The organism is Micromonospora thermarum (assembly GCF_012034245.1).
In the GTDB taxonomy this organism is placed as follows: domain Bacteria; phylum Actinomycetota; class Actinomycetes; order Mycobacteriales; family Micromonosporaceae; genus Micromonospora; species Micromonospora thermarum.
In genome coordinates, this window is sequence record NZ_JAATEO010000013.1 from 66,015 (window position 1) to 83,216 (window position 17,202).

Sequence of the window (17,202 nt, forward strand, 5' to 3'; positions counted from 1 at the left end):
CCTCCCTCAGGGCAGTTGCTCGATCTCCGTGGGCGCCTGCGCGCGGATGACCCCGATGTCGCTGGTGATCCGTACGTCCGGGAAGCGTTCGGCCACCCGGCGCAGGATCTCCTCGCGGCGGTGCGGGCTCTCCACCTCGCCGGACAGCACGAGACCGCGCTCCTTGCGGGCCACGGTGATGCCCTGCTCGGCGACGGCCGGGTCCTCGGTGAGCAGCCGGTGGATCTCCGCCTCCACGTACTCGTCGGGTGGTCCCGTGGCGACGTCGCGATGCTCGGTCACGGTGTCCCCTTTCCCTCCGGGGTGCCGGCGTACGGCACCACCTCCAGCCGGTCCAGCAGCACCAGGAACGCCTCGGCGTACGGCGAGTGCTGCGTTTCCTTCCGTACCCGTTCCCAGTCGATCTGCTCCCGCAGGGAGCGGGCCAGTGGCAGGCCGCGGGCGAAGTCGCAGTAGTGCTGGGAGAAGCTGAGCAGCTTGTGCACCATCAGCTGCGTCGCCGAGAGCACCGGCATGTGGATCGCGTCGACCGGGCGCACCACCGTGTCGCCGAACGTCTCGTCGGTCACCGGGGTCTCGATGGGGCGGTGGATCAGGTCGACCATGCGGCCGTCGTCGAAGACCTTGACCAGCCAGTCCTCCGGCGGGCGCTCGGCGGTGAACCCGGCCGCCACGAGGGCCTCCAGGGCCCGGTCGACGTCCACCTCGCGGACGAGGAAGTCGACGTCGTGCTCGCTCGAGTGGCCGCCGTGGGCGTAGACGGCGAAGCTGCCGCCGAGCGCGAACGGGATGTCTTCCTGCTTGAGCACGGCGGCGACCTTCTTCAAGGTGTGCAACAGGGTCTCGTCCCCGCGCTCGGCCATCTGTGTCTCCCGTCGTGGTGGTCAGGGGGAAGGCGTCGAAGTCGGGTACCCGGCATCGCCGTCGGCCACACCTGGCAGGCGCGCGGGTAGCTAGCAACCATCCCCAAACGGGACATACCGCCGGAGTGGCGAGCGTGGGTCGGCTAGCCTGGGCAGGGTGGCCAGATCGAAGGTGGCGCGGCGCGGCAGGGCCCGATTGCGCGCCGTCGCCCTGATCGGCATCGACGGCTCGGGCAAGACGACGCAGGCGCACCGGCTCGCCGAGGCGCTCACCGCGGCGGGTCACCCCGCCACCTATCACCGCAACGCCGGCGGCCGCCGGTTCCTCGGCCGGGTGGCGCAGCGGCTCGGTCGCGCCGACGCCCAGCGTCTCCTCGGACGGACCGGGCTGCTGGCCGCGGAGTCCGTGCTGCGCTGGCTCGCCATCGCCGCCGCGCTGCTCGGTCACCTGCTGACCGGCCGGATCGCGGTGATGGACCGCTACTCCGTCTGCCAGTACGCGAGCATCCGGGCACATGGCGGGCGCCACTGGGAGCGGCTGGCCCGGCTCGGCTACCGGATGTTCCCCCGGCCGCAGGTGACGTTCCTGCTGTCGGTGGACCCGGCCGAGGCGTACCGGCGGATCGAGCGGCGCGGCACCGACCACGAGAGCATGGCCTACCTGACGGCGGCCGACCACGCGTACCGGACGCTGCCGGAGTACCCGACGTTCGTCCTGGTGGACGCGGGCCGCCCCGCCGACGAGGTGGCCCGGCAGATCCGGGGGCACCTCGACGGCTGGCTGGCGGCCGCCGGCCGGGCGACGCCGGCCGGGTCGGTCACGCCGGCGGAGCCGGTGCCGCCCCGGGCTGCCGACGGTGGGCCGGTGCCGCTGCGGGCGTGACGGCGGCTCAGGCGCGGCCGTACACCGGCACGCTGGCGCCGCTGGTCGGCGCCGACTCGGGGGAGGCGAGGAACCGGACGACGGGGGCGATCTCGGCCGGCGTGACCCAGCGGGAGTGGTCGGCGTCGGGCTGGGCGGCCCGGTTGGCCGGGGTGTCGATCACGCTCGGCAGGACGGTGTTGCACCGCACCCCGTCCGGCCGGTACTCCACCGCCACCGCGTTGGCGAACGCGAGCACCGCCGCCTTCGCGGTGGCGTAGGCCGCCGCACCGCGGAACGGGGCGACCGCCGCGCGGGACGAGACGCAGACCACGGCACCGCCGCCGGCGGCCACCAGGTGCGGCAGGGCGGCGGCGGTGACCAGCCAGGTCGGGCGCAAATTGAGGGTGAGCATGCGTTCCAGCTCCGCCACGGGGGTCTCGTGCACCCGGCCGCGGGCCGCGTACCCGCCGACGAGGTTGACCACCGCGCGCAGCGGCGCGGCCGCGTCGCCGGCCGCGACCTCGACCGCGTGCCGGACCTCCACCGGGTCGGTCAGGTCCGCCGTCAGCCGGACCACGTCGCCGGCCGCCGGGTCCGGCCCCGGCGCGGCCTCCCGCGACGGTACGACCACCCGCCAGCCCGCCTCGACGAAGGCGTCGGTGACCGCTCCGCCGAGCCCGCCGGTGCCTCCGGTGACCAGCACACTCCGATCCGCCATGCGCCACACGCTAGTGGCCCGCCCGGGGTCCCGGGGGCCGGGCCCCGACGGTACCGTCGTATCGACGCCCGTCCGGGCGGCCCACCGGCCTGTGCGGCCGGAGGAGTCGCCCTCCGGGCCTGGTCGGACGGCCGGTCCGGCGACACCGCCCGGCCGCCCGGCGGAGGCGCCGGCACCGGGTGCGTGGCACGCTGGGCCGCGAACGGCGTCCACCGGTCGGTGGTGTTTTCCCCGACACGAGCGGTGATGGTTGACGCTCACGCTTCATGAAAGTAAGTTTCATCCGTGGCGAAGAGTCCGAAGATTTCTGCGAGTCACGAGCCCGGTGGACTGATCGTCCACATCAGCGGGCTCCTGCCGTCGCTGTCCCCCGCGGAACAGCGGGTCGCCCGGCTGGTCGTGGCCGACCCGGCCGACGCGGCGCGCCGGACGATCACCGACCTCGCCACCGCCGCCGAGACCTCCGAGGCGACCGTCATCCGGTTCTGCCGGTCGGTGGGCATGGACGGCTACCCGCAGCTGCGGATCCGGCTCGCCGCCGAGGCCGCCCGCCGGGTCGAGCCACCGGACGCCCGCGTCGTCGGCGGTGACATCCCGCCCGGGGCCGACCTGGCGCAGATCATCGCCACCATCGCCTTCAACGACGCCCGTGCCGTCGAGGAGACGGCCGAGCAACTGGACCCGGCGGTCTGCGAGCAGGTCGTCGAGGCGATCGCCGCCGCCGGCCGCATCGACGTCTACGGCGCCGGGGCCAGCGGCTTCGTCGCCTCCGACTTCCAGCAGAAGCTGCACCGCATCGGCCGCACCGCCTTCTACTTCCCGGACGTGCACACGGCCCTCACGTCGGCGGCGCTGCTCGGGCGCGGCGACGTCGCCGTCGGCATCTCGCACACCGGCACCACGTCGGACGTGATCGAGGTGCTGGAGCAGGCCCGTGCCCGCGGTGCCGCCACGGTGGCCCTGACCAACTTCCCCCGCTCGCCGATCACCGAGGTCGCCGACTTCGTCCTGACCACCGCCGCCCGCGAGACGACGTACCGCTCGGGTGCCATGGCCAGCCGGCTCGCGCAGCTCACCGTCGTCGACTGCCTCTTCGTCGGGGTGGCGGCGCGCAACCGCGCCCGGGCCCGCAAGGCGCTGGAGGTGACCGCCGAGGCGGTCCAGTCGCACCGGGTCGGCTCGGCCCGGAGGCGGGCATGACCGCGGTGGAGCCGGACGAGGTGGCCGATACGGCGCCGCCGGCGATCCTGGTCGGCGCGCCCACCGAGCGGCGCAACCCGCGCAGTGTCGACCTCGACCTCATGTCGACCCGGGACGTCCTCACGGTGATCAACGAGGCCGACCGGCGGGTGCCGTCGGCGGTCGCCGCCGTCCTCGACCGGATCGCCACCACCGTGGATCTGGCGGTGGCCGCGCTGCGTGCCGGCCGCCGGGTGCACTACTTCGGTGCCGGGACCTCGGGCCGCCTCGGCGTGCTCGACGTGGCGGAGCTCGCACCGACCTTCAACTCGCCCCGGCACTGGTTCTGCGCGCACCTCGCCGGCGGGACGGACGCGATGTGGCGGGCCGTGGAGAACGCCGAGGACGACGACCGGGGCGGCGCGGCCGAGGCGGCCGAATGTGTCGACGCCGGTGACGTCGTGGTCGGGCTCGCCGCGAGCGGGCGCACCCCGTACGTGCTGGGTGCGCTCGCCGCGGCGCGGGCCAAGGGGGCCTCGACCGTGCTGCTGTGCGCGAACCCGAAGGCCGAGGCCGCCCGGTCGGTGGACGTGTTCATCGGGGTGGACACCGGACCCGAGGTGGTCACCGGGTCGACCCGGATGAAGGCGGGCACCGCGCAGAAGCTGGTGTTGAACACGTTCTCGACGGCGGTGATGGTCCGTCTGGGCCGGGTCTACTCGAACCTCATGATCGACATGGTGGCGACCAACGCCAAACTCCGGGGCCGGATGATCTCGATCCTGATGGAGGCCACCGGGTGCAGCGAGGAGATCTCCCGGCGGGCGCTGCACGAGGCCGACGGTGACCTGAAGACCGCCCTGGTCTCCCTCGTGTCCGGGGCGGGCGTCAACGCCGCCCGGGCCGCTCTCGCCCGCTCCGAGCGCCACGTCCGCGACGCCCTCGCGCTGCTCGCGTCCTGACCCCGCGCCGGCCCGCGGGGCCCCGGGCATAGATCCGCCCTCCGGATTGTTCATCGGGGCGTGGGGTATTACCACGGGCGTGGATGAACCGACCGGTCCACCGACGCGTATCTGGCAGTGACCAGGATCGCAGCTCGGTGGTGACCCGGGTCGCTGTGCCCCTGGGCCGGGCAGTGCTGCCATGGACACAGGGGGACGGTGAACCGTCGATCCACCAGCCCGTACGTGGTGCCCGCCAGAGAGCCGGCACATGGGGTGCTGACAGCAAACATGGACCGTGCTCTCAGCTGATTATCAGGCATTCGTGACACTTTCGACTCACGACATGGAATCCCCGACGCGTCTCATCTGTTGTGTAGGTGTCAGCACCGACGGGCACAGCGGAAGTTACGGGGAGGGAGCTGACGGACGTGGCGATGGCAAGGAACCGGGCAACCGGCGCGAGCGAGGGGACCGTGGGCAACGTGGACAAGAACATCGGCATGCGGACCGACGAGGTCGCCGAGGAGCGCGACCTGGTCGGCGTCTACCTTCACGAGATCTCCCGGACGCCGCTGCTGGACGCCGCCACCGAGGTCGACCTCTCCAAGGCGATCGAGGCCGGCCTCTACGCCGAGCACCTGCTCGACGAGGACCGCGTCCCGGCCGGTGTCGAGCGGGAGGAACTCGAGCGGGTGGTCGCCGAGGGTGAGCGGGCCAAGGACCTGTTCATCCGGGCCAACCTGCGGCTGGTCGTATCGATCGCCCGGCGGTACGTCCGCTCCGGGATGCCCATGCTGGATCTGATCCAGGAGGGCAACACCGGTCTGGTCCGGGCCGTCGAGAAGTTCGACTACGAGCGCGGCTTCAAGTTCTCCACCTACGCGACCTGGTGGATCCGCCAGGCCATCAGCCGGGCGATCGCCCAGCAGGAGCGCACCGTGCGCCTGCCGGTGCACCTGGTGGAGGACGTCAACCGGATGCGCAACGTGGCCCGGCAGCTCACCCGCGAGCTGGGCAGCGACCCGGAGCCGGAGCAGATCGCGGCGGCGCTCGGCGTCACCGTCGAGCGGGTCAACGAGCTGGTGCGCTGGTCGCAGGACACCGTGTCGCTGGACACGCCGGTCGGCGACGACGGCGACACCAACCTCGGTGACCTGGTGGCCGACAGCGACGCACCGTCGCCGGAGGAGATCGTCCTCACCGGGCTGGAGCGGCAGCGCATCGAGGGCCTGCTCAACCACCTCGACGACCGGTCGGCCGGCATCATGCGGGCGCGGTACGGGCTCGAGGACGGCCGGGAGCACTCGCTCACCGAGGTGGCCTCGCGGTTCTCGCTCTCCCGGGAGCGGATCCGGCAGCTGGAGATCCAGGCTCTCGGCCGGCTGCGCGAGCTGGCCCGGGCCGAGGGGCTCCAGGCCGCCTGAGGCCGAGCGGCTCCCAGGCCGCCTGAGCTGGGCCGGAGGGCTCCAGACCAGGGGTGAACTGATAGGAATGACGAGGAACGGCCGGCGTCCGATAGGGGGACGCCGGCCGTTCCTCGTACCGGGACGGGATCAGCGGACCCGGCCGTAGCCCGCGATCGGCATGATGTCCATGTCGCGCTTGAGCACGTTGCGGCCGGCGCTGGGCGCGTCGATGATCTGGCCACCGCCGACGTACAGGGCCATGTGGCCGAGACCCTGGTAGAAGACCAGGTCACCGGGGCGGAGCTCGGCGCGGCTGATGTGCGCCACCACGCCCCACTGCATCCGGGTGTTGTGCGGCAACGACTTTCCGGCCGCGCGCCAGGCCGCCGAGGTCAGCCCCGAGCAGTCGTACCCGTCGGGGCCGTCCGCGCCCCACTGGTACGGCTTGCCCAGCGCGCCGTACGCGTAGCGGACCGCGACACCGGCGGACCCGGCGATCGCCGGTGCCTGCTGTGCGCTGTCCCGGCGTGCCGCCGGAGCCTCGGTGGCCCGCCCGTAGGCCTGCCGGCGCAGCTCGTACAGCGACGCCAGGTCGCGCTCGATCCGCTTGCGGGCGTTGGTCAGCTCCCGTGCCTGTGCCGCCTGCCGTTCCAGCGTGACGTCCAGGCGGGTCTTCTCCTCGACCAGGCGGCGCTGGTCGTTGGTGAACGCGGCGATCCGTTGCTGCCGCTCACGGGTCAGGTGACCGACGGTGGCGAGCCGGTCCACCAGCGACGAGGCGTCACCCGGGCGCAGCAGCGCGGCCGCGGTGCCGATGTCGCCGGTCTTGTACGCGGTCACGGCGAGCTCGCTGACGGCGGCGCGGCTCTGCTCCGCCTGCTGTTGCAGCGGCCCGATCCGCTCCTGTAATCGGGCCACCGTCTCCTTGTTCGCCTTGATCTGCTCGGCGAGGGCGTTGTACGCCTCCACGACGCGTTCCAGTTCCGCGGAGGCCCTCTCGATCCGCCGGGTCAACTCGGCGGGGGTCGGTTCGGCCCGGGCGGGCACGGCCGGTGCGACCAGTGCGGCCGACACCACCGCGACCGCGAGGGCGCGCAGCGCTTTCCGGATGGACGACAAGAGCGTGAGGCTCCTCTCCCACCACCACCAAGGGTGTGCTGAGGCCCCCGGCGGTGCCGGACCCGTGCCGTCCGGGTGGACGGCGGTCGACAGGGCCGGCCCGGACAAGGTAACCCGGGGCAGGAGTCGTCCGCAGTGGAAGCAGGGGCGAATGTTGCGAAACAGCAGTAAGTGAACGTGAGTGTCGTGACGGAACGTGGTTGACGCGCGGGACGGGTCGGACGACTTGTCCTGTCGGCCGGATGTGCCGTCTTCGTCGTTCTAGGCGGATGCTGTCGGTGCGTGGCGCGCTATGCCCGACAAGCCGGACTTGCCGGTCTCTATCCGGCGGCGGCCCTCCTCGGGGACGACCAGGGCCCCGACAAATCGATCCGGCTCCTGGCGGAGGGGCCACACAATGGGGCCCGGAACCGGGAGTCCCGCCGACCGGCAATACCGCCCACGGCGGGTGTCACCGACCCGGCCCCGAGCCGCGGGAGGACAGCCGTGGACCCGAACACCACCACACGACCGAAGTCGTCACCGACCAGCGCCAGCCGGCCGCGTTCCAGGCTGCTCTACGCCCGGCCCGGGATCGTCGTCACCGTCGACCGGTTCACCGTCGGCCGCAGCAGCTGGCCGGTGGCCGAACTCACCCACCTGCACACCACGCGCGGGCCGCACGACCGCGTCGCCGTCCGGGCCGTCGTCGTCACCGGCGGAATGGTCACCGGTGTCGGGCTGCTCCTGGGCTTCACCGGCGGCCTGCACCGGCTCACCGCCGGGGCGTACCTGACCCTGGGGGCGGTGTTCCTGCTGCCGGTGCTGCTGGCGCTCGCGGGCGACCGGTGGCGGCCGCCTGCGTACGAGCTGTGGGGCCGGCGCCGGGGCGTCGACGAACTGCTCTTCTCCAGCGACGACGAGCGGCAGTTCGGACAGGTCACCCGCGCGCTGCGCCGGGCCGTGGAGATGAACCGGTACGGCGGCTGGGAGGACCCACTCGCCTCCGTCGACCCGTGGCGGCCGGCGCGCTGACCGGTCAGCGGGTGGGCGCGCCGGCGACCGGCTCCGGGGTCGTCTCGGAGCGCTCGGTCACCCAGGTGCTCACCCGCCGCTCGGCGAAGAACGAGACGAACGGCACGGTGCCGGCCAGCATCACGAGGATCATGCGCTTCAGCGGCCAGCCCGCCCGCCGGGCCAGGTCGAACGTGGCCACCAGGTAGACCATGTAGAGGAAGCCGTGGGCCTGGCCCACCGTCTCCACCACGACCGGGTTGTCGAAGCCGTACTTCAGCGGCATGCCGATCACCACCAGCAGGATCAGCGCCACGCCGACGATCCAGGCGATCACGCGGTACCGGGTCAGGGCTGCGCCCACCGTCGTCCGTCCTTCCGACCCGGCGTCAGCCGGGGTAGTCGCCGGGCCGGGCGCCCGGGTTGTCGTTCAACCATCGCAGGTAGCGGTTGTACGCGGCGAGGTCCGCGTCCTCGCCGCCCGGCACGGGAGCCGCGGTGCGGGTGACCCGCACGGGTCGGCGTACCGCCGGACGCGTCGCGGCGGCCGGGGAATCCCCGGCCGGTCGCGGGTCGGCGGCGGCCGCCGGATCGTCGGACGGCCCGGCGGGGTCACGCAGCGCGTGCCGGACCTCCCGCCACCAGACGAAGACCACGAAGCCGGCGAAGACCGGCCACTCCACGGCGTAGCCCCAGCTGATCGCGTTGCCGCCGGCCGCGCGGCTGAGCTGCCACCACCCCAGGCCGAGGAAGGCCCCGACCAGCACGACCATGGCCACGTGGCGCACGATCCACGCCGGGGACCAGAGCCGCTTCATGGCATCGAGGGTACCGGGGCGGGAGACGGTCTCCGACGCGGTGTCGTAGTCGGGGCGGGTTTGGTGACACCCGGTGTGGGCAACCGTCTAGACGCCAGCCCAAACCAGACCAGGGGGGCGACGATGACCGGATCCGTACGACAGGACGATTTCCCGAGCCCGGAGCAGCGGATGCCCGAGTGGGACGGGGACCATGTGCACGACATGGCCAGCGGTGACGTGGACACCGACGGTGAGCTGCTCGGAATCGACCCCGCCGAGCTCGGCGACGACGACCTGATCCGCGAGATGCAGAGCCTGCACCGCACCCGGCTCGACACCCTGCGCCACGCCACCGACTCGGCGCTCGCGCACCACCTGCGGCGTACGGCCGAGCTGGAGACCGAGTACCTGGCCCGGCACCCGGGGCGGGAGGTCGACCCGAGCCGGCTGAGGGACGCCTGATGGCGTCCGCCGAGCGGGGGATGTCGGCGCCGCCGGAGGTGGTGTTCAACACGGCCACCGACCCGGCCCGGGCGTCGGCGTGGCTCCCCGAGCCGCTGCGCGGCGACGGGACGCCGGCCGAGCACGTCAGCGAGGAGGAGTTGACGGCCCGCTGGCGGGCCGCCGGGGACTGGACCGCCGAGCTCCGGGTTGATCCGGCCGACGCCGGTGGCGCCCGGACCCGGCTCGACCTGACCGGTGGCGCCGCCGCCGACCGGCTGGCCGACGAGGCCCTGGCGAGCCTCGCCCGCGAAGTGGCGGACAACCTCCAGGCCGGCTGAGACAGCCGGTCCCAGACCGGCTCAGCCGGTGCCCCGCGCCGGCCGGCCCCGGAGCCGACCGGCGCCAGTGCGGGCCGGCGGCGCCGGTCCGCGAAAACCAGTACCGAGGGAGACCGGGTGACCGACCTGAATGAGAAGGTGGCGCGACTGCGCCGGGCGTACGCGCCGCACGAGCACCGACCGCTTGGCGGCTATCTCGTGGCAATGGGCACGTACACCGGGGTGGCCGCGGCGATCGCGGCGGTGGTGAAGGGCACCGGCCGGCAGGTGCCGGAGCGTCCGGCGCCCTCCGACGTGGTGCTGCTGTCCATCGCCACGCACAAGCTCAGCCGGCTGCTGGCGAAGGACGCGGTGACGAGCCCGCTGCGGGCGCCGTTCACGCGGTACGAGCGGCCGATCGGCAGCGGCGAGGTGATGGAGGAGGTCCGCGACTCGGGCAGCCCGACCCGGCACGCGATTGGGGAGCTGTTGAGCTGCCCGTTCTGTCTGGCCGTGTGGGTGGCGACCGGGCTGACCGGCGGGCTGGTGCTGGCGCCCCGGCTGACCCGCCTCGTCGCCACCGCGCTCACCGCCGTGGCGGCGTCCGACTTCCTCCAGATGGCGTACGCCGTGGCGCAGCAGGCCGCCGAGGGCGACGACGAGGACTGAGTACGCGAAAGGGGGCCGGCGCGCCAGCGCGGGCCCCCTTTCCACGTTTACCGTCAGCTCTCCTCGCCGGACCAACCCCGCGGGGACTCCTCCTCGCGCTCGTCGGCGTCCTCGCCGGTGATGATGTTCCGGTCGACCGCCGTCGCGTCGTGTTCCCGGGCGAAGTCCGGCTCGGGCAGCGTGTCCCGGCCGCCCGCCGGTTGGCCGAGTGCCGCGAGCTTCTCGTGGCGCTCCTCGTGCTGCTCCTCGTGGTGGGACATGTCGGTCTCCTTCGCGTCGAGCTGGGGGCTGGGGGTGCGGTCCCGCCCGGACGGGGAGCGGGCCCCGCGTCAGGTGACCGAACCGCCGAGGAGGTCGGCCGCCTCGTCGACGGAGTACTCGCCCTGGGGCAGCGCCGCGATCCGGGTGAGCAGCTCCGCCGGCAGCTCCGCGGCGACGGCCCGCCGGTAGATGTCGCTCTGGCTGATCCGCTCCTGACCGCGGTAGAGGTCCTCGAGCAGGTCGTCGAGGCGCCGGACGGCCGACTCGGTGCCCGCTGCCTCGGTCACAGGTGGGTTATCGGTCACGCCGCCCACCTACCCGCCGCCGTTCCCCCCAAACGCCCCCACCCACCCCTGGGAGGGGTGGGTGGGACGCGGGACAGTCAGGGGAGGGCGGGGGTGCGGGTGGGGACGCGGCGGCGGGTGCGGACGGCGGCGGCCAGGTCGGTGAGGACCTGGTCGGTCGTGTCCCAGCCGAGGCAGGCGTCGGTGATGGACTGGCCGTAGGTGAGCTCGCGGGTCGGGTCCAGGTCCTGGCGGCCCGGGAGCAGGAAGCTCTCCAGCATCACGCCCACGATGCCGCGCTGCCCGGCCGCGAGCTGGGCGGCCACGTCGGCGGCGACCAGCGGCTGGTTGCGGTGGTCCTTGCCGCTGTTGGCGTGGCTGGCGTCGATGACCAGGCGCTCGGGCAGCCCCGCCGCGCGCAGCAGCTCCAGCGCGCCCGCCACCGACTCGGCGTCGTAGTTCGGCCGGCCGCCGCCGCCGCGCAGCACCAGGTGGCCGTCCGCGTTGCCCCGGGTGTGCATGATCGCCGGGGTGCCCGAGACGTCGATGCCGGGGAACACGTGCGGCACGCCGGCTGCCCGGATGGCGTCGACCGCCGTGGAGATGCTGCCGTCCGGGCGGTTCTTCATGCCGATCGGCATGGACAGGCCGGAGGCGAGCTGCCGGTGCACCTGGCTCTCGACCGTACGCGCGCCGATCGCACCCCAGGCCACCGTGTCCGCGATGTACTGCGGGGTGATCGGGTCGAGGAACTCGCAGCCCACCGGGAGCCCCAGCCGCAGCACGTCGAGCAGCAGCGCGCGGGCCTTCCGCAGGCCGGTGTTCACGTCGCCGGAGCCGTCCAGCCCGGGGTCGTTGATGAGGCCCTTCCAGCCCACCGTCGAACGCGGCTTCTCGAAGTACACGCGCATCACCACGAGCAGGTCGTCGGCGAGCCGTTCGGCGGCCTCGCGGAGCCGGTGGGCGTACTCGAGGGCGGCGGCCGGGTCGTGCACCGAGCACGGGCCGACCACCACCAGCAGGCGGTCGTCGGCGCGGTCCAGCACCCGGCCGACCGCGCGCCGGCCGGTGAGCACGGCCGAGGCCAGCTCGTCGTCCAGGGGCAGGTCGTGGTGCAGCAGTGCCGGGGTGGTCAGCGGCACCACGCGGTCGATCCGCTGATCGCTGACCCGGTCGGTCTCCGGGGTCGTCACGGTGGGCATCCTTCCGCCGACCGTGCCCGGGGCCGGTGCCCGGGACGAGCCGGCTGCTCGTACGCAAAAGGGCAGGAACGGAAGCTCCTGCCCGGCCGGCTCGTGTGCGGTGACGTCAGATCACGATGAGGTCACCGGCTGGCGAGCCGGCTGCCTAAACCATCGATACGACCGCGTCACGTCAGCCAGCGTACCCGATCCGACGGACGGGGCTCACCCCCTCGTCCGGTAAGCCTCGTCTCGTGTTCACCCCCGTCGATGCGACCGCCGGTAACGTCGGCGCTACCGCCAGCTGCTCCCACCCGGAGGTCTCCCGATGGACCGTCGTACTCTCCTGCGCGCCGGCGTCGCCGGCGGCGCCGCCGCCTTCTCCGGCAGCCTCTGGGCCGGCGCCGCGATGGCCGCCCCGGCCCAGCCCGGCGCCAGCCCCTACGGGCCGCTCCAGCCGGCCGACGCCCGGGGCATCCAGTTGCCCGCCGGCTTCACCAGCCGGATCGTCGCCCGGTCCCGGCAGGCCGTCGCCGGCACGTCGTACATCTGGCACGACGCGCCCGACGGCGGCGCCTGCTTCGCCGCCGGCACCGGCTGGATCTACGTCTCCAACTCCGAGATCAACCCCGGCGGCGGTGCGTCGGCGGTGCGGTTCAACTCCGACGGCAGCATCGCCTCGGCGTACCGGATCCTGTCGAACACCCGGCAGAACTGCGCGGGCGGTGCGACGCCGTGGGGGACCTGGCTCTCCTGCGAGGAGGTGAGCCTCGGGTACGTGTACGAGACGTACCCGCAGGGCGGCACGGCAGCGGTGCAGCGCCCGGCGATGGGCCGGTTCAAGCACGAGGCCGCCGCCTGTGATCCGGTCCGTGGGGTGATCTACCTGACCGAGGACGAGACCAGCGGCTGCTTCTACCGGTTCCGCCCGACCACCTGGGGCAACCTTTCCTCCGGCACGCTGGAGGTCCTGGTGGCCGGCACCGCCACCAGCGGGCCGGTGACCTGGGCGCGGGTGCCGGACCCGGACGGTTCGCCGACGTACACGCGCAACCAGGTCTCGGGGGCGAAGAAGTTCAACGGCGGCGAGGGTTGCTGGTACGCCGACGGGACCTGCTGGTTCACCACCAAGGGCGACAATCGGGTGTGGGCGTACGACGCGGTCAACCAGCGCATCGACCTCGCGTACGACGACTCACTCGTCTCCGGGACCGCGCCGCTGACCGGTGTGGACAACATCACCGGTGCCCGCTCCGGTGACCTCTTCGTCGCCGAGGACGGTGGCAACATGGAGATCAACATCATCACCCCCACCGAGGTGGTGGCCCCGTTCCTGCGGATCACCGGCCAGTCCTCGTCGGAGATCTGCGGCCCGGCGTTCTCGCCCGACGGCACCCGGTTCTACTTCTCGTCGCAGCGGGGCACGTCCGGCTCGTCCTCCGGCGGCATCACGTACGAGGTGCGCGGGCCGTTCCGCTCCTGACGGTCGGGCGTGAACCGGTCGCCGGCGCACCCGGCGGCCGGTTCCGTCCCGGGCCGCGCGTGCGTGAGCGCCGGTCGGGGTATGAGGGCCGGCATGAGTGACGAGCGAAGCGACCAGGAGCGGATCGAGTCCCGCGCGCACCTGCTGCCCGAGGAGTCGGCCGTCGGCAGCGACAACGCGGAGGCGCAGGCCGACGCGATCCTTGCCGATTCGGACATCCGGGAGGACCGGAACGTCGCGGAGGACACCGTCCTGGAGCACCGCACGTCTGATCAGACGGTCACCCGTAGCGAACCGCCGGACTGAACCCCGGCGCGTCCGAGCGGGTCGCGGCGGCCACGTCCGCCAGGCGGAGACCGACGTCCACCGACTCCGGGTCGGCCAGCGCCGCGCGGTGAGCCCGTCCACGACGAGGGCGGCGCGGTCCAGGGCGGCGGCAGGCGGCATGCCCCTCCCGGTACCCGACGGCCCGCCGTCGATACTGTCGCCCCGGCACCGCCCCACGGTGTTCCCCGCCGTCCCGGCGAGCCCGCCGCCGTCCCGGCGAGCCCGCCGCCGTCCCGGCGAGCCCGCCGCCGTCCCGGCGAGCCCGCCGCCGTCCGGGCGGGCCGCCGCCGACCTACCGGCGGGCCCGCCCCGTGTCGGCGCGTCACGTTTCCGCCGGCGAGATCGGATAGCGTCGTGCCATGCCCGACAGCGGTTACCCCTGGCCCATCGAGACGACCCGACTGGACAACGGCCTCCGCGTGGTGGTGAGCGAGGACCGCAGCGCCCCCGCCGTGGCGGTGAACCTCTGGTACGACGTCGGCTCCCGCCACGAGCCGGAGGGGCAGACCGGCTTCGCCCACCTCTTCGAGCACCTCATGTTCGAGGGCTCGGTCAACGTCGCCAAGACCGAGCACATGAAGCTCGTGCAGGGCTGCGGCGGGTCGCTCAACGCCACCACCAACCCGGACCGCACCAACTACTTCGAGACCGTCCCCGCCGAACACCTGGAGCTGGCGCTCTGGCTGGAGGCCGACCGGATGGGCGGGCTGGTCCCGGCGCTCACCCAGGAGACGCTGGACAACCAGCGGGACGTGGTGAAGAACGAGCGGCGGCAGCGCTACGAGAACGTCCCGTACGGCGACGCGTGGCTGCGCCTGCTGCCGCTGCTGTACCCGCCGCGGCACCCGTACCACCACGCGACGATCGGCTCGATGGCCGACCTGAACGCCGCCGACCTCGCCACGTTCCAGGCCTTCCACACGACGTACTACGCCCCGAACAACGCGGTGCTCACCGTGGTCGGTGACGCCTCCGCCGCCGAGGTTTTCGCCCTCGCCGAGAAGTACTTCGGCGCGATCCCGCCCCGGCCGGAGATCCCGCCCGCGCCGGACGGCCGGCACGTCCCGGCCACCGGCGAGCCGGCGGTGGAGCGGGTCGTCACCGACGTGCCCGCGCCCCGCGTGTACGTGGCGCACCGCACCCACGCCTTCGGCAGCCCCGGGTACGACGTCGTGACCGTGCTCGCCACCGTCCTCGGCAGCGGCCGGGGCAGCCGCCTCTACCAGCGGCTCGCCGAGGGTGAGCGGATCGCGCAGCCGGACCTGGTCGGGGCGTACGGGGTGGACCTCGCGCACGCTCCGGCGCCGCTGATCGCCACCGCCACCGCCCGGCCCGGCGTGACCGCCGAGCGGCTGGGCGCCGGGCTGGCCGAGGTGGTCGACGAGCTGGCCACGGTGCCGGTCACCGCCACCGAGCTGGACCGCGCCAAGGCCCTGCTGAGCACCGCCTGGTGGCGCCAGATGTCCAGCGTGGAGGGCCGGGCGGACGTGCTCGGCCGGTACGCCACCCAGTTCGGCGACCCGAGGAAGGCCGCCGAACGGCTGCCGGCCTGGCTGGCGGTGACCGCCGAGCAGATCGCGGAGGTCGCCGCCGACGTGCTCGCCGGTCCCGACCGGGTGACCCTGACCTACGTGTCCGAGGAGACGTCATGACGCTGATCACCACCCGTCCCGGCGCGGGAGCCGCCCGCCCGTACCGGTTCCCCCAGGTGGTCCGGCGCGGCGTGGCCGGTGGGCAGGTGGTCGCCGCGCACCTGCCGGGGCAGACCCTCGCCGTCGCCCTGCTGCTGCTCGACGCCGGCGCCGGCCGCGAACCGGGCGGCAAGGAGGGGCTCGGCGCGGTGCTCGCCAAGGCCCTGGAGGAAGGGACGGCCCAGCGCGACGCGACCGCGTACGCCCTGGCGATCGAGGCGCTCGGCACCGAGCTGGTGACCGGGCTGGACTGGGACTCGTTCCAGGTGAGCGTGCAGGTGCCGGTGGACCGGCTGCCCGCCGCGGTGGAGCTGCTCGCCGAGGCGGTGCGGACCCCACGGCTGGACCCGGACGACGTCCGCCGGGTCCGCGACGACGAGGCCACCGCGCTGCGGATGGACTGGGCGAACCCGGGCCCACGCGCGGACGCGGCGCTGCGGGCCGACCTGTTCGGCGGGGAGAACCGCTGGGGCCGCCCCCTCTACGGCGACCCGGACTCGGTCGCGGCGCTGGACGTCGAGGACGTCCGGGTCTTCCACTCGGAGTGGTTCATCCGGCCGGGCACCCTGGTCGTCGCCGGTGACCTGGACCGGCTCGACCTGGACGCGCTCGGCGCCGCCGCCTTCGCCGGCACCGGTGGTGGCCCGGTGGACCGGGGCGGTCCGATCCCGGTGGTCCCGCGCGACGGCCGCCGGATCGTCCTCGTCGACCGGCCGGGCTCGGTGCAGTCGACGCTGCGGCTCGGGCATCCGTCACCGCACCGCGCCCACCCCGACCACGTGCCGACGACCCTCGCCGGCACCGTGCTCGGCGGCGCGTTCACCTCCCGGCTCAACCACCTGATCCGCGAGGTGCGTGGCTACACGTACGGCATCCGGGGTGACTTCGCGGCGTCCCGCCGGTTCGGGCGGTTCGCGGTCGCCTCCGGGGTGCAGACGGCGGTGACCGCGCCGGCGCTGGTGGAGGCGGTCGGCGAGATCACCCGTACCCAGGAGACCGGGGTGACCGAGGAGGAGCTGGCGGTCGCGCGGTCCTGGCGGGCCGGTCAGCTCTCGGTCGAGTTGCAGACCCCGCGCGCCATCGCCTCGGCACTGGCCACCCTGGTCGTCCACGACCTGCCCGACGACTACCACGCCCGGCTGCGCGAGGAGTTGCTGGCCGCGGACGTCGACCGGGTCTCGACGGCCGCCGCCACCCACCTCCACCCCGGGTCGCTGACGCTGGTGATCGAGGGCGACGCGGCCCTCATCCGCGACGACCTCGTGGCGACCGGCCTGGGGGAGATCGTCACGACAACCCCGTGACCGCGCCGGGGGCGCGGCCGCGCAGGCACCCCCAAGATCCGCGCACGTTCAGGGAAAGAGTGCCCATTCCGCGCCTCGCGCCCGGAGCCCACTCTTTCCGTGAAATTGCGGCCACTTCGGCGGCGGCCGGTGTGATGTCGGTCGCGTCCCCGGGCAGGGGAGCGGGTTCCGGTGCGGGGCGGTGTGGGCCCGGGTGGTCGGCGATGCTGCGGTCAGGTGGGCCCGGTGCCCGCGATTTTCCGGTGCGCCGGGTCGATCGGCGGTGGGGTTGCCGGGTCGGCGGTGCCGCCCTGACCAGGCCAGGGGGCCTCGCGGGCGGTGTGACGGTGGCCCGGGCGGTGGGAAAGCGTTCCC

General features: G+C 73.7%; 21 protein-coding genes. 12 read left to right on the forward strand and 9 right to left on the reverse strand.

Going from position 1 to position 17,202, the window contains the following annotated elements:
- Window positions 1-6: 6 nt before the first annotated feature.
- Window positions 7-282 (reverse strand): hypothetical protein, encoded by a 276-nt coding sequence (locus HCJ94_RS13975; RefSeq protein ID WP_168001446.1) that lies wholly within the window; start codon window positions 280-282, stop codon window positions 7-9.
- Window positions 279-863 carry a nucleotidyltransferase gene (locus tag HCJ94_RS13980; protein ID WP_168001447.1) on the reverse strand — a complete coding sequence of 195 codons (585 nt, stop codon included), beginning with the start codon at window positions 861-863 and terminating at the stop codon, window positions 279-281. Before HCJ94_RS13980 ends, HCJ94_RS13975 begins: the two co-directional genes overlap by 4 nt.
- A gap of 157 nt (window positions 864-1,020) precedes the next feature.
- On the opposite strand from HCJ94_RS13980, the gene HCJ94_RS13985 reads away from it, so the two are divergent.
- Window positions 1,021-1,746 carry a dTMP kinase gene (locus HCJ94_RS13985; RefSeq protein WP_168001448.1) on the forward strand — a complete coding sequence of 242 codons (726 nt, stop codon included), beginning with the start codon at window positions 1,021-1,023 and terminating at the stop codon, window positions 1,744-1,746.
- 7 nt (window positions 1,747-1,753) lie between these two features.
- Here the strand turns inward: HCJ94_RS13985 and HCJ94_RS13990 are convergent, their stop codons facing one another.
- Window positions 1,754-2,446, reverse strand: coding sequence for an SDR family NAD(P)-dependent oxidoreductase (locus HCJ94_RS13990; RefSeq protein ID WP_168001449.1), 693 nt, complete (start codon window positions 2,444-2,446; stop codon window positions 1,754-1,756).
- Window positions 2,447-2,731: 285 nt separating this feature from the next.
- On the opposite strand from HCJ94_RS13990, the gene HCJ94_RS13995 reads away from it, so the two are divergent.
- From HCJ94_RS13995 to HCJ94_RS14005, 3 genes are all read left to right on the forward strand, one after another.
- Window positions 2,732-3,646, forward strand: a complete 915-nt coding sequence (locus HCJ94_RS13995) for a MurR/RpiR family transcriptional regulator (RefSeq protein ID WP_168001450.1) — start codon at window positions 2,732-2,734, stop codon at window positions 3,644-3,646.
- Window positions 3,643-4,587, forward strand: coding sequence for an N-acetylmuramic acid 6-phosphate etherase (gene murQ / locus HCJ94_RS14000; protein WP_168001451.1), 945 nt, complete (start codon window positions 3,643-3,645; stop codon window positions 4,585-4,587). Before HCJ94_RS13995 ends, murQ begins: the two co-directional genes overlap by 4 nt.
- A gap of 416 nt (window positions 4,588-5,003) precedes the next feature.
- Window positions 5,004-5,993: a sigma-70 family RNA polymerase sigma factor gene (locus HCJ94_RS14005; protein ID WP_205801242.1), complete on the forward strand. Its 990-nt coding sequence runs from the start codon at window positions 5,004-5,006 to the stop codon at window positions 5,991-5,993.
- Between the two features lie 129 nt (window positions 5,994-6,122).
- Here the strand turns inward: HCJ94_RS14005 and HCJ94_RS14010 are convergent, their stop codons facing one another.
- Window positions 6,123-7,094, reverse strand: a complete 972-nt coding sequence (locus HCJ94_RS14010) for a C40 family peptidase (protein WP_168001452.1) — start codon at window positions 7,092-7,094, stop codon at window positions 6,123-6,125.
- A 486-nt stretch (window positions 7,095-7,580) separates the two neighbouring features.
- Between HCJ94_RS14010 and HCJ94_RS14015 the strand changes: the two genes are divergently transcribed.
- Window positions 7,581-8,108, forward strand: a complete 528-nt coding sequence (locus HCJ94_RS14015) for a DUF6232 family protein (protein WP_168001453.1) — start codon at window positions 7,581-7,583, stop codon at window positions 8,106-8,108.
- 4 nt (window positions 8,109-8,112) lie between these two features.
- Here the strand turns inward: HCJ94_RS14015 and HCJ94_RS14020 are convergent, their stop codons facing one another.
- Together HCJ94_RS14020 and HCJ94_RS14025 are read right to left on the reverse strand one after the other, a co-directional pair.
- The gene (locus tag HCJ94_RS14020) at window positions 8,113-8,451 is read right to left on the reverse strand and encodes a DUF3817 domain-containing protein (protein ID WP_168001454.1); all 339 of its coding nucleotides are present in this window, start codon (window positions 8,449-8,451) and stop codon (window positions 8,113-8,115) included.
- 25 nt (window positions 8,452-8,476) lie between these two features.
- Entirely contained in the window at window positions 8,477-8,905 is a 429-nt protein-coding gene (locus HCJ94_RS14025) for a hypothetical protein (protein WP_168001455.1), read from the reverse strand.
- Window positions 8,906-9,028: 123 nt separating this feature from the next.
- Here HCJ94_RS14025 and HCJ94_RS14030 point away from each other — a divergent pair, with 123 nt between their 5' ends.
- The 3 genes from HCJ94_RS14030 to HCJ94_RS14040 all read left to right on the forward strand — a co-directional run bounded on the left by HCJ94_RS14030 (window position 9,029) and on the right by HCJ94_RS14040 (window position 10,317).
- Window positions 9,029-9,349, forward strand: a complete 321-nt coding sequence (locus HCJ94_RS14030) for a DUF6158 family protein (protein ID WP_168001456.1) — start codon at window positions 9,029-9,031, stop codon at window positions 9,347-9,349.
- Window positions 9,349-9,669 (forward strand): hypothetical protein, encoded by a 321-nt coding sequence (locus tag HCJ94_RS14035; RefSeq protein ID WP_168001457.1) that lies wholly within the window; start codon window positions 9,349-9,351, stop codon window positions 9,667-9,669. Before HCJ94_RS14030 ends, HCJ94_RS14035 begins: the two co-directional genes overlap by 1 nt.
- Before the next feature lie 117 nt (window positions 9,670-9,786).
- Window positions 9,787-10,317, forward strand: a complete 531-nt coding sequence (locus tag HCJ94_RS14040) for a DUF1360 domain-containing protein (protein WP_168001458.1) — start codon at window positions 9,787-9,789, stop codon at window positions 10,315-10,317.
- Between the two features lie 53 nt (window positions 10,318-10,370).
- On the opposite strand, the gene HCJ94_RS14045 is transcribed toward HCJ94_RS14040, so the two are convergent.
- The 3 genes from HCJ94_RS14045 to HCJ94_RS14055 form a co-directional block, all read right to left on the reverse strand.
- Window positions 10,371-10,577, reverse strand: a complete 207-nt coding sequence (locus tag HCJ94_RS14045; RefSeq protein ID WP_168001459.1) for a hypothetical protein — start codon at window positions 10,575-10,577, stop codon at window positions 10,371-10,373.
- A 69-nt stretch (window positions 10,578-10,646) separates the two neighbouring features.
- Window positions 10,647-10,892, reverse strand: a complete 246-nt coding sequence (locus HCJ94_RS14050) for a hypothetical protein (protein ID WP_373684294.1) — start codon at window positions 10,890-10,892, stop codon at window positions 10,647-10,649.
- Between the two features lie 68 nt (window positions 10,893-10,960).
- Window positions 10,961-12,064 carry a 3-deoxy-7-phosphoheptulonate synthase gene (locus tag HCJ94_RS14055; RefSeq protein ID WP_168001461.1) on the reverse strand — a complete coding sequence of 368 codons (1,104 nt, stop codon included), beginning with the start codon at window positions 12,062-12,064 and terminating at the stop codon, window positions 10,961-10,963.
- Between the two features lie 307 nt (window positions 12,065-12,371).
- Between HCJ94_RS14055 and HCJ94_RS14060 the strand changes: the two genes are divergently transcribed.
- The 4 genes from HCJ94_RS14060 to HCJ94_RS14075 all read left to right on the forward strand — a co-directional run bounded on the left by HCJ94_RS14060 (window position 12,372) and on the right by HCJ94_RS14075 (window position 16,848).
- On the forward strand, window positions 12,372-13,526 hold the full coding sequence (locus HCJ94_RS14060) for an alkaline phosphatase PhoX (RefSeq protein WP_168001462.1): 1,155 nt from the start codon (window positions 12,372-12,374) through the stop codon (window positions 13,524-13,526).
- 93 nt (window positions 13,527-13,619) lie between these two features.
- Entirely contained in the window at window positions 13,620-13,832 is a 213-nt protein-coding gene (locus HCJ94_RS14065) for a hypothetical protein (RefSeq protein WP_168001463.1), read from the forward strand.
- Between the two features lie 380 nt (window positions 13,833-14,212).
- Window positions 14,213-15,505 carry a M16 family metallopeptidase gene (locus HCJ94_RS14070; protein ID WP_168001464.1) on the forward strand — a complete coding sequence of 431 codons (1,293 nt, stop codon included), beginning with the start codon at window positions 14,213-14,215 and terminating at the stop codon, window positions 15,503-15,505.
- Complete coding sequence (locus HCJ94_RS14075; protein ID WP_168001465.1) at window positions 15,502-16,848, forward strand: M16 family metallopeptidase; 1,347 nt, start codon at window positions 15,502-15,504, stop codon at window positions 16,846-16,848. The genes HCJ94_RS14070 and HCJ94_RS14075 overlap by 4 nt, the downstream gene beginning before the upstream one ends.
- Window positions 16,849-17,202 lie beyond the last annotated feature (354 nt).

Coding starts and splice junctions, on each gene's coding strand:
- HCJ94_RS13980 (WP_168001447.1), bottom strand. CDS start 863: ATGGCCGAGCGCGGGGACGAGACCCTGTTGCACACCTTGAAGAAGGTC.
- HCJ94_RS13990 (WP_168001449.1), bottom strand. CDS start 2,446: ATGGCGGATCGGAGTGTGCTGGTCACCGGAGGCACCGGCGGGCTCGGC.
- murQ (WP_168001451.1), top strand. CDS start 3,643: ATGACCGCGGTGGAGCCGGACGAGGTGGCCGATACGGCGCCGCCGGCG.
- HCJ94_RS14005 (WP_205801242.1), top strand. CDS start 5,004: ATGGCAAGGAACCGGGCAACCGGCGCGAGCGAGGGGACCGTGGGCAAC.
- HCJ94_RS14025 (WP_168001455.1), bottom strand. CDS start 8,905: ATGAAGCGGCTCTGGTCCCCGGCGTGGATCGTGCGCCACGTGGCCATG.
- HCJ94_RS14030 (WP_168001456.1), top strand. CDS start 9,029: ATGACCGGATCCGTACGACAGGACGATTTCCCGAGCCCGGAGCAGCGG.
- HCJ94_RS14035 (WP_168001457.1), top strand. CDS start 9,349: ATGGCGTCCGCCGAGCGGGGGATGTCGGCGCCGCCGGAGGTGGTGTTC.
- HCJ94_RS14045 (WP_168001459.1), bottom strand. CDS start 10,577: ATGTCCCACCACGAGGAGCAGCACGAGGAGCGCCACGAGAAGCTCGCG.
- HCJ94_RS14055 (WP_168001461.1), bottom strand. CDS start 12,064: ATGCCCACCGTGACGACCCCGGAGACCGACCGGGTCAGCGATCAGCGG.
- HCJ94_RS14060 (WP_168001462.1), top strand. CDS start 12,372: ATGGACCGTCGTACTCTCCTGCGCGCCGGCGTCGCCGGCGGCGCCGCC.
- HCJ94_RS14065 (WP_168001463.1), top strand. CDS start 13,620: ATGAGTGACGAGCGAAGCGACCAGGAGCGGATCGAGTCCCGCGCGCAC.
- HCJ94_RS14070 (WP_168001464.1), top strand. CDS start 14,213: ATGCCCGACAGCGGTTACCCCTGGCCCATCGAGACGACCCGACTGGAC.
- HCJ94_RS14075 (WP_168001465.1), top strand. CDS start 15,502: ATGACGCTGATCACCACCCGTCCCGGCGCGGGAGCCGCCCGCCCGTAC.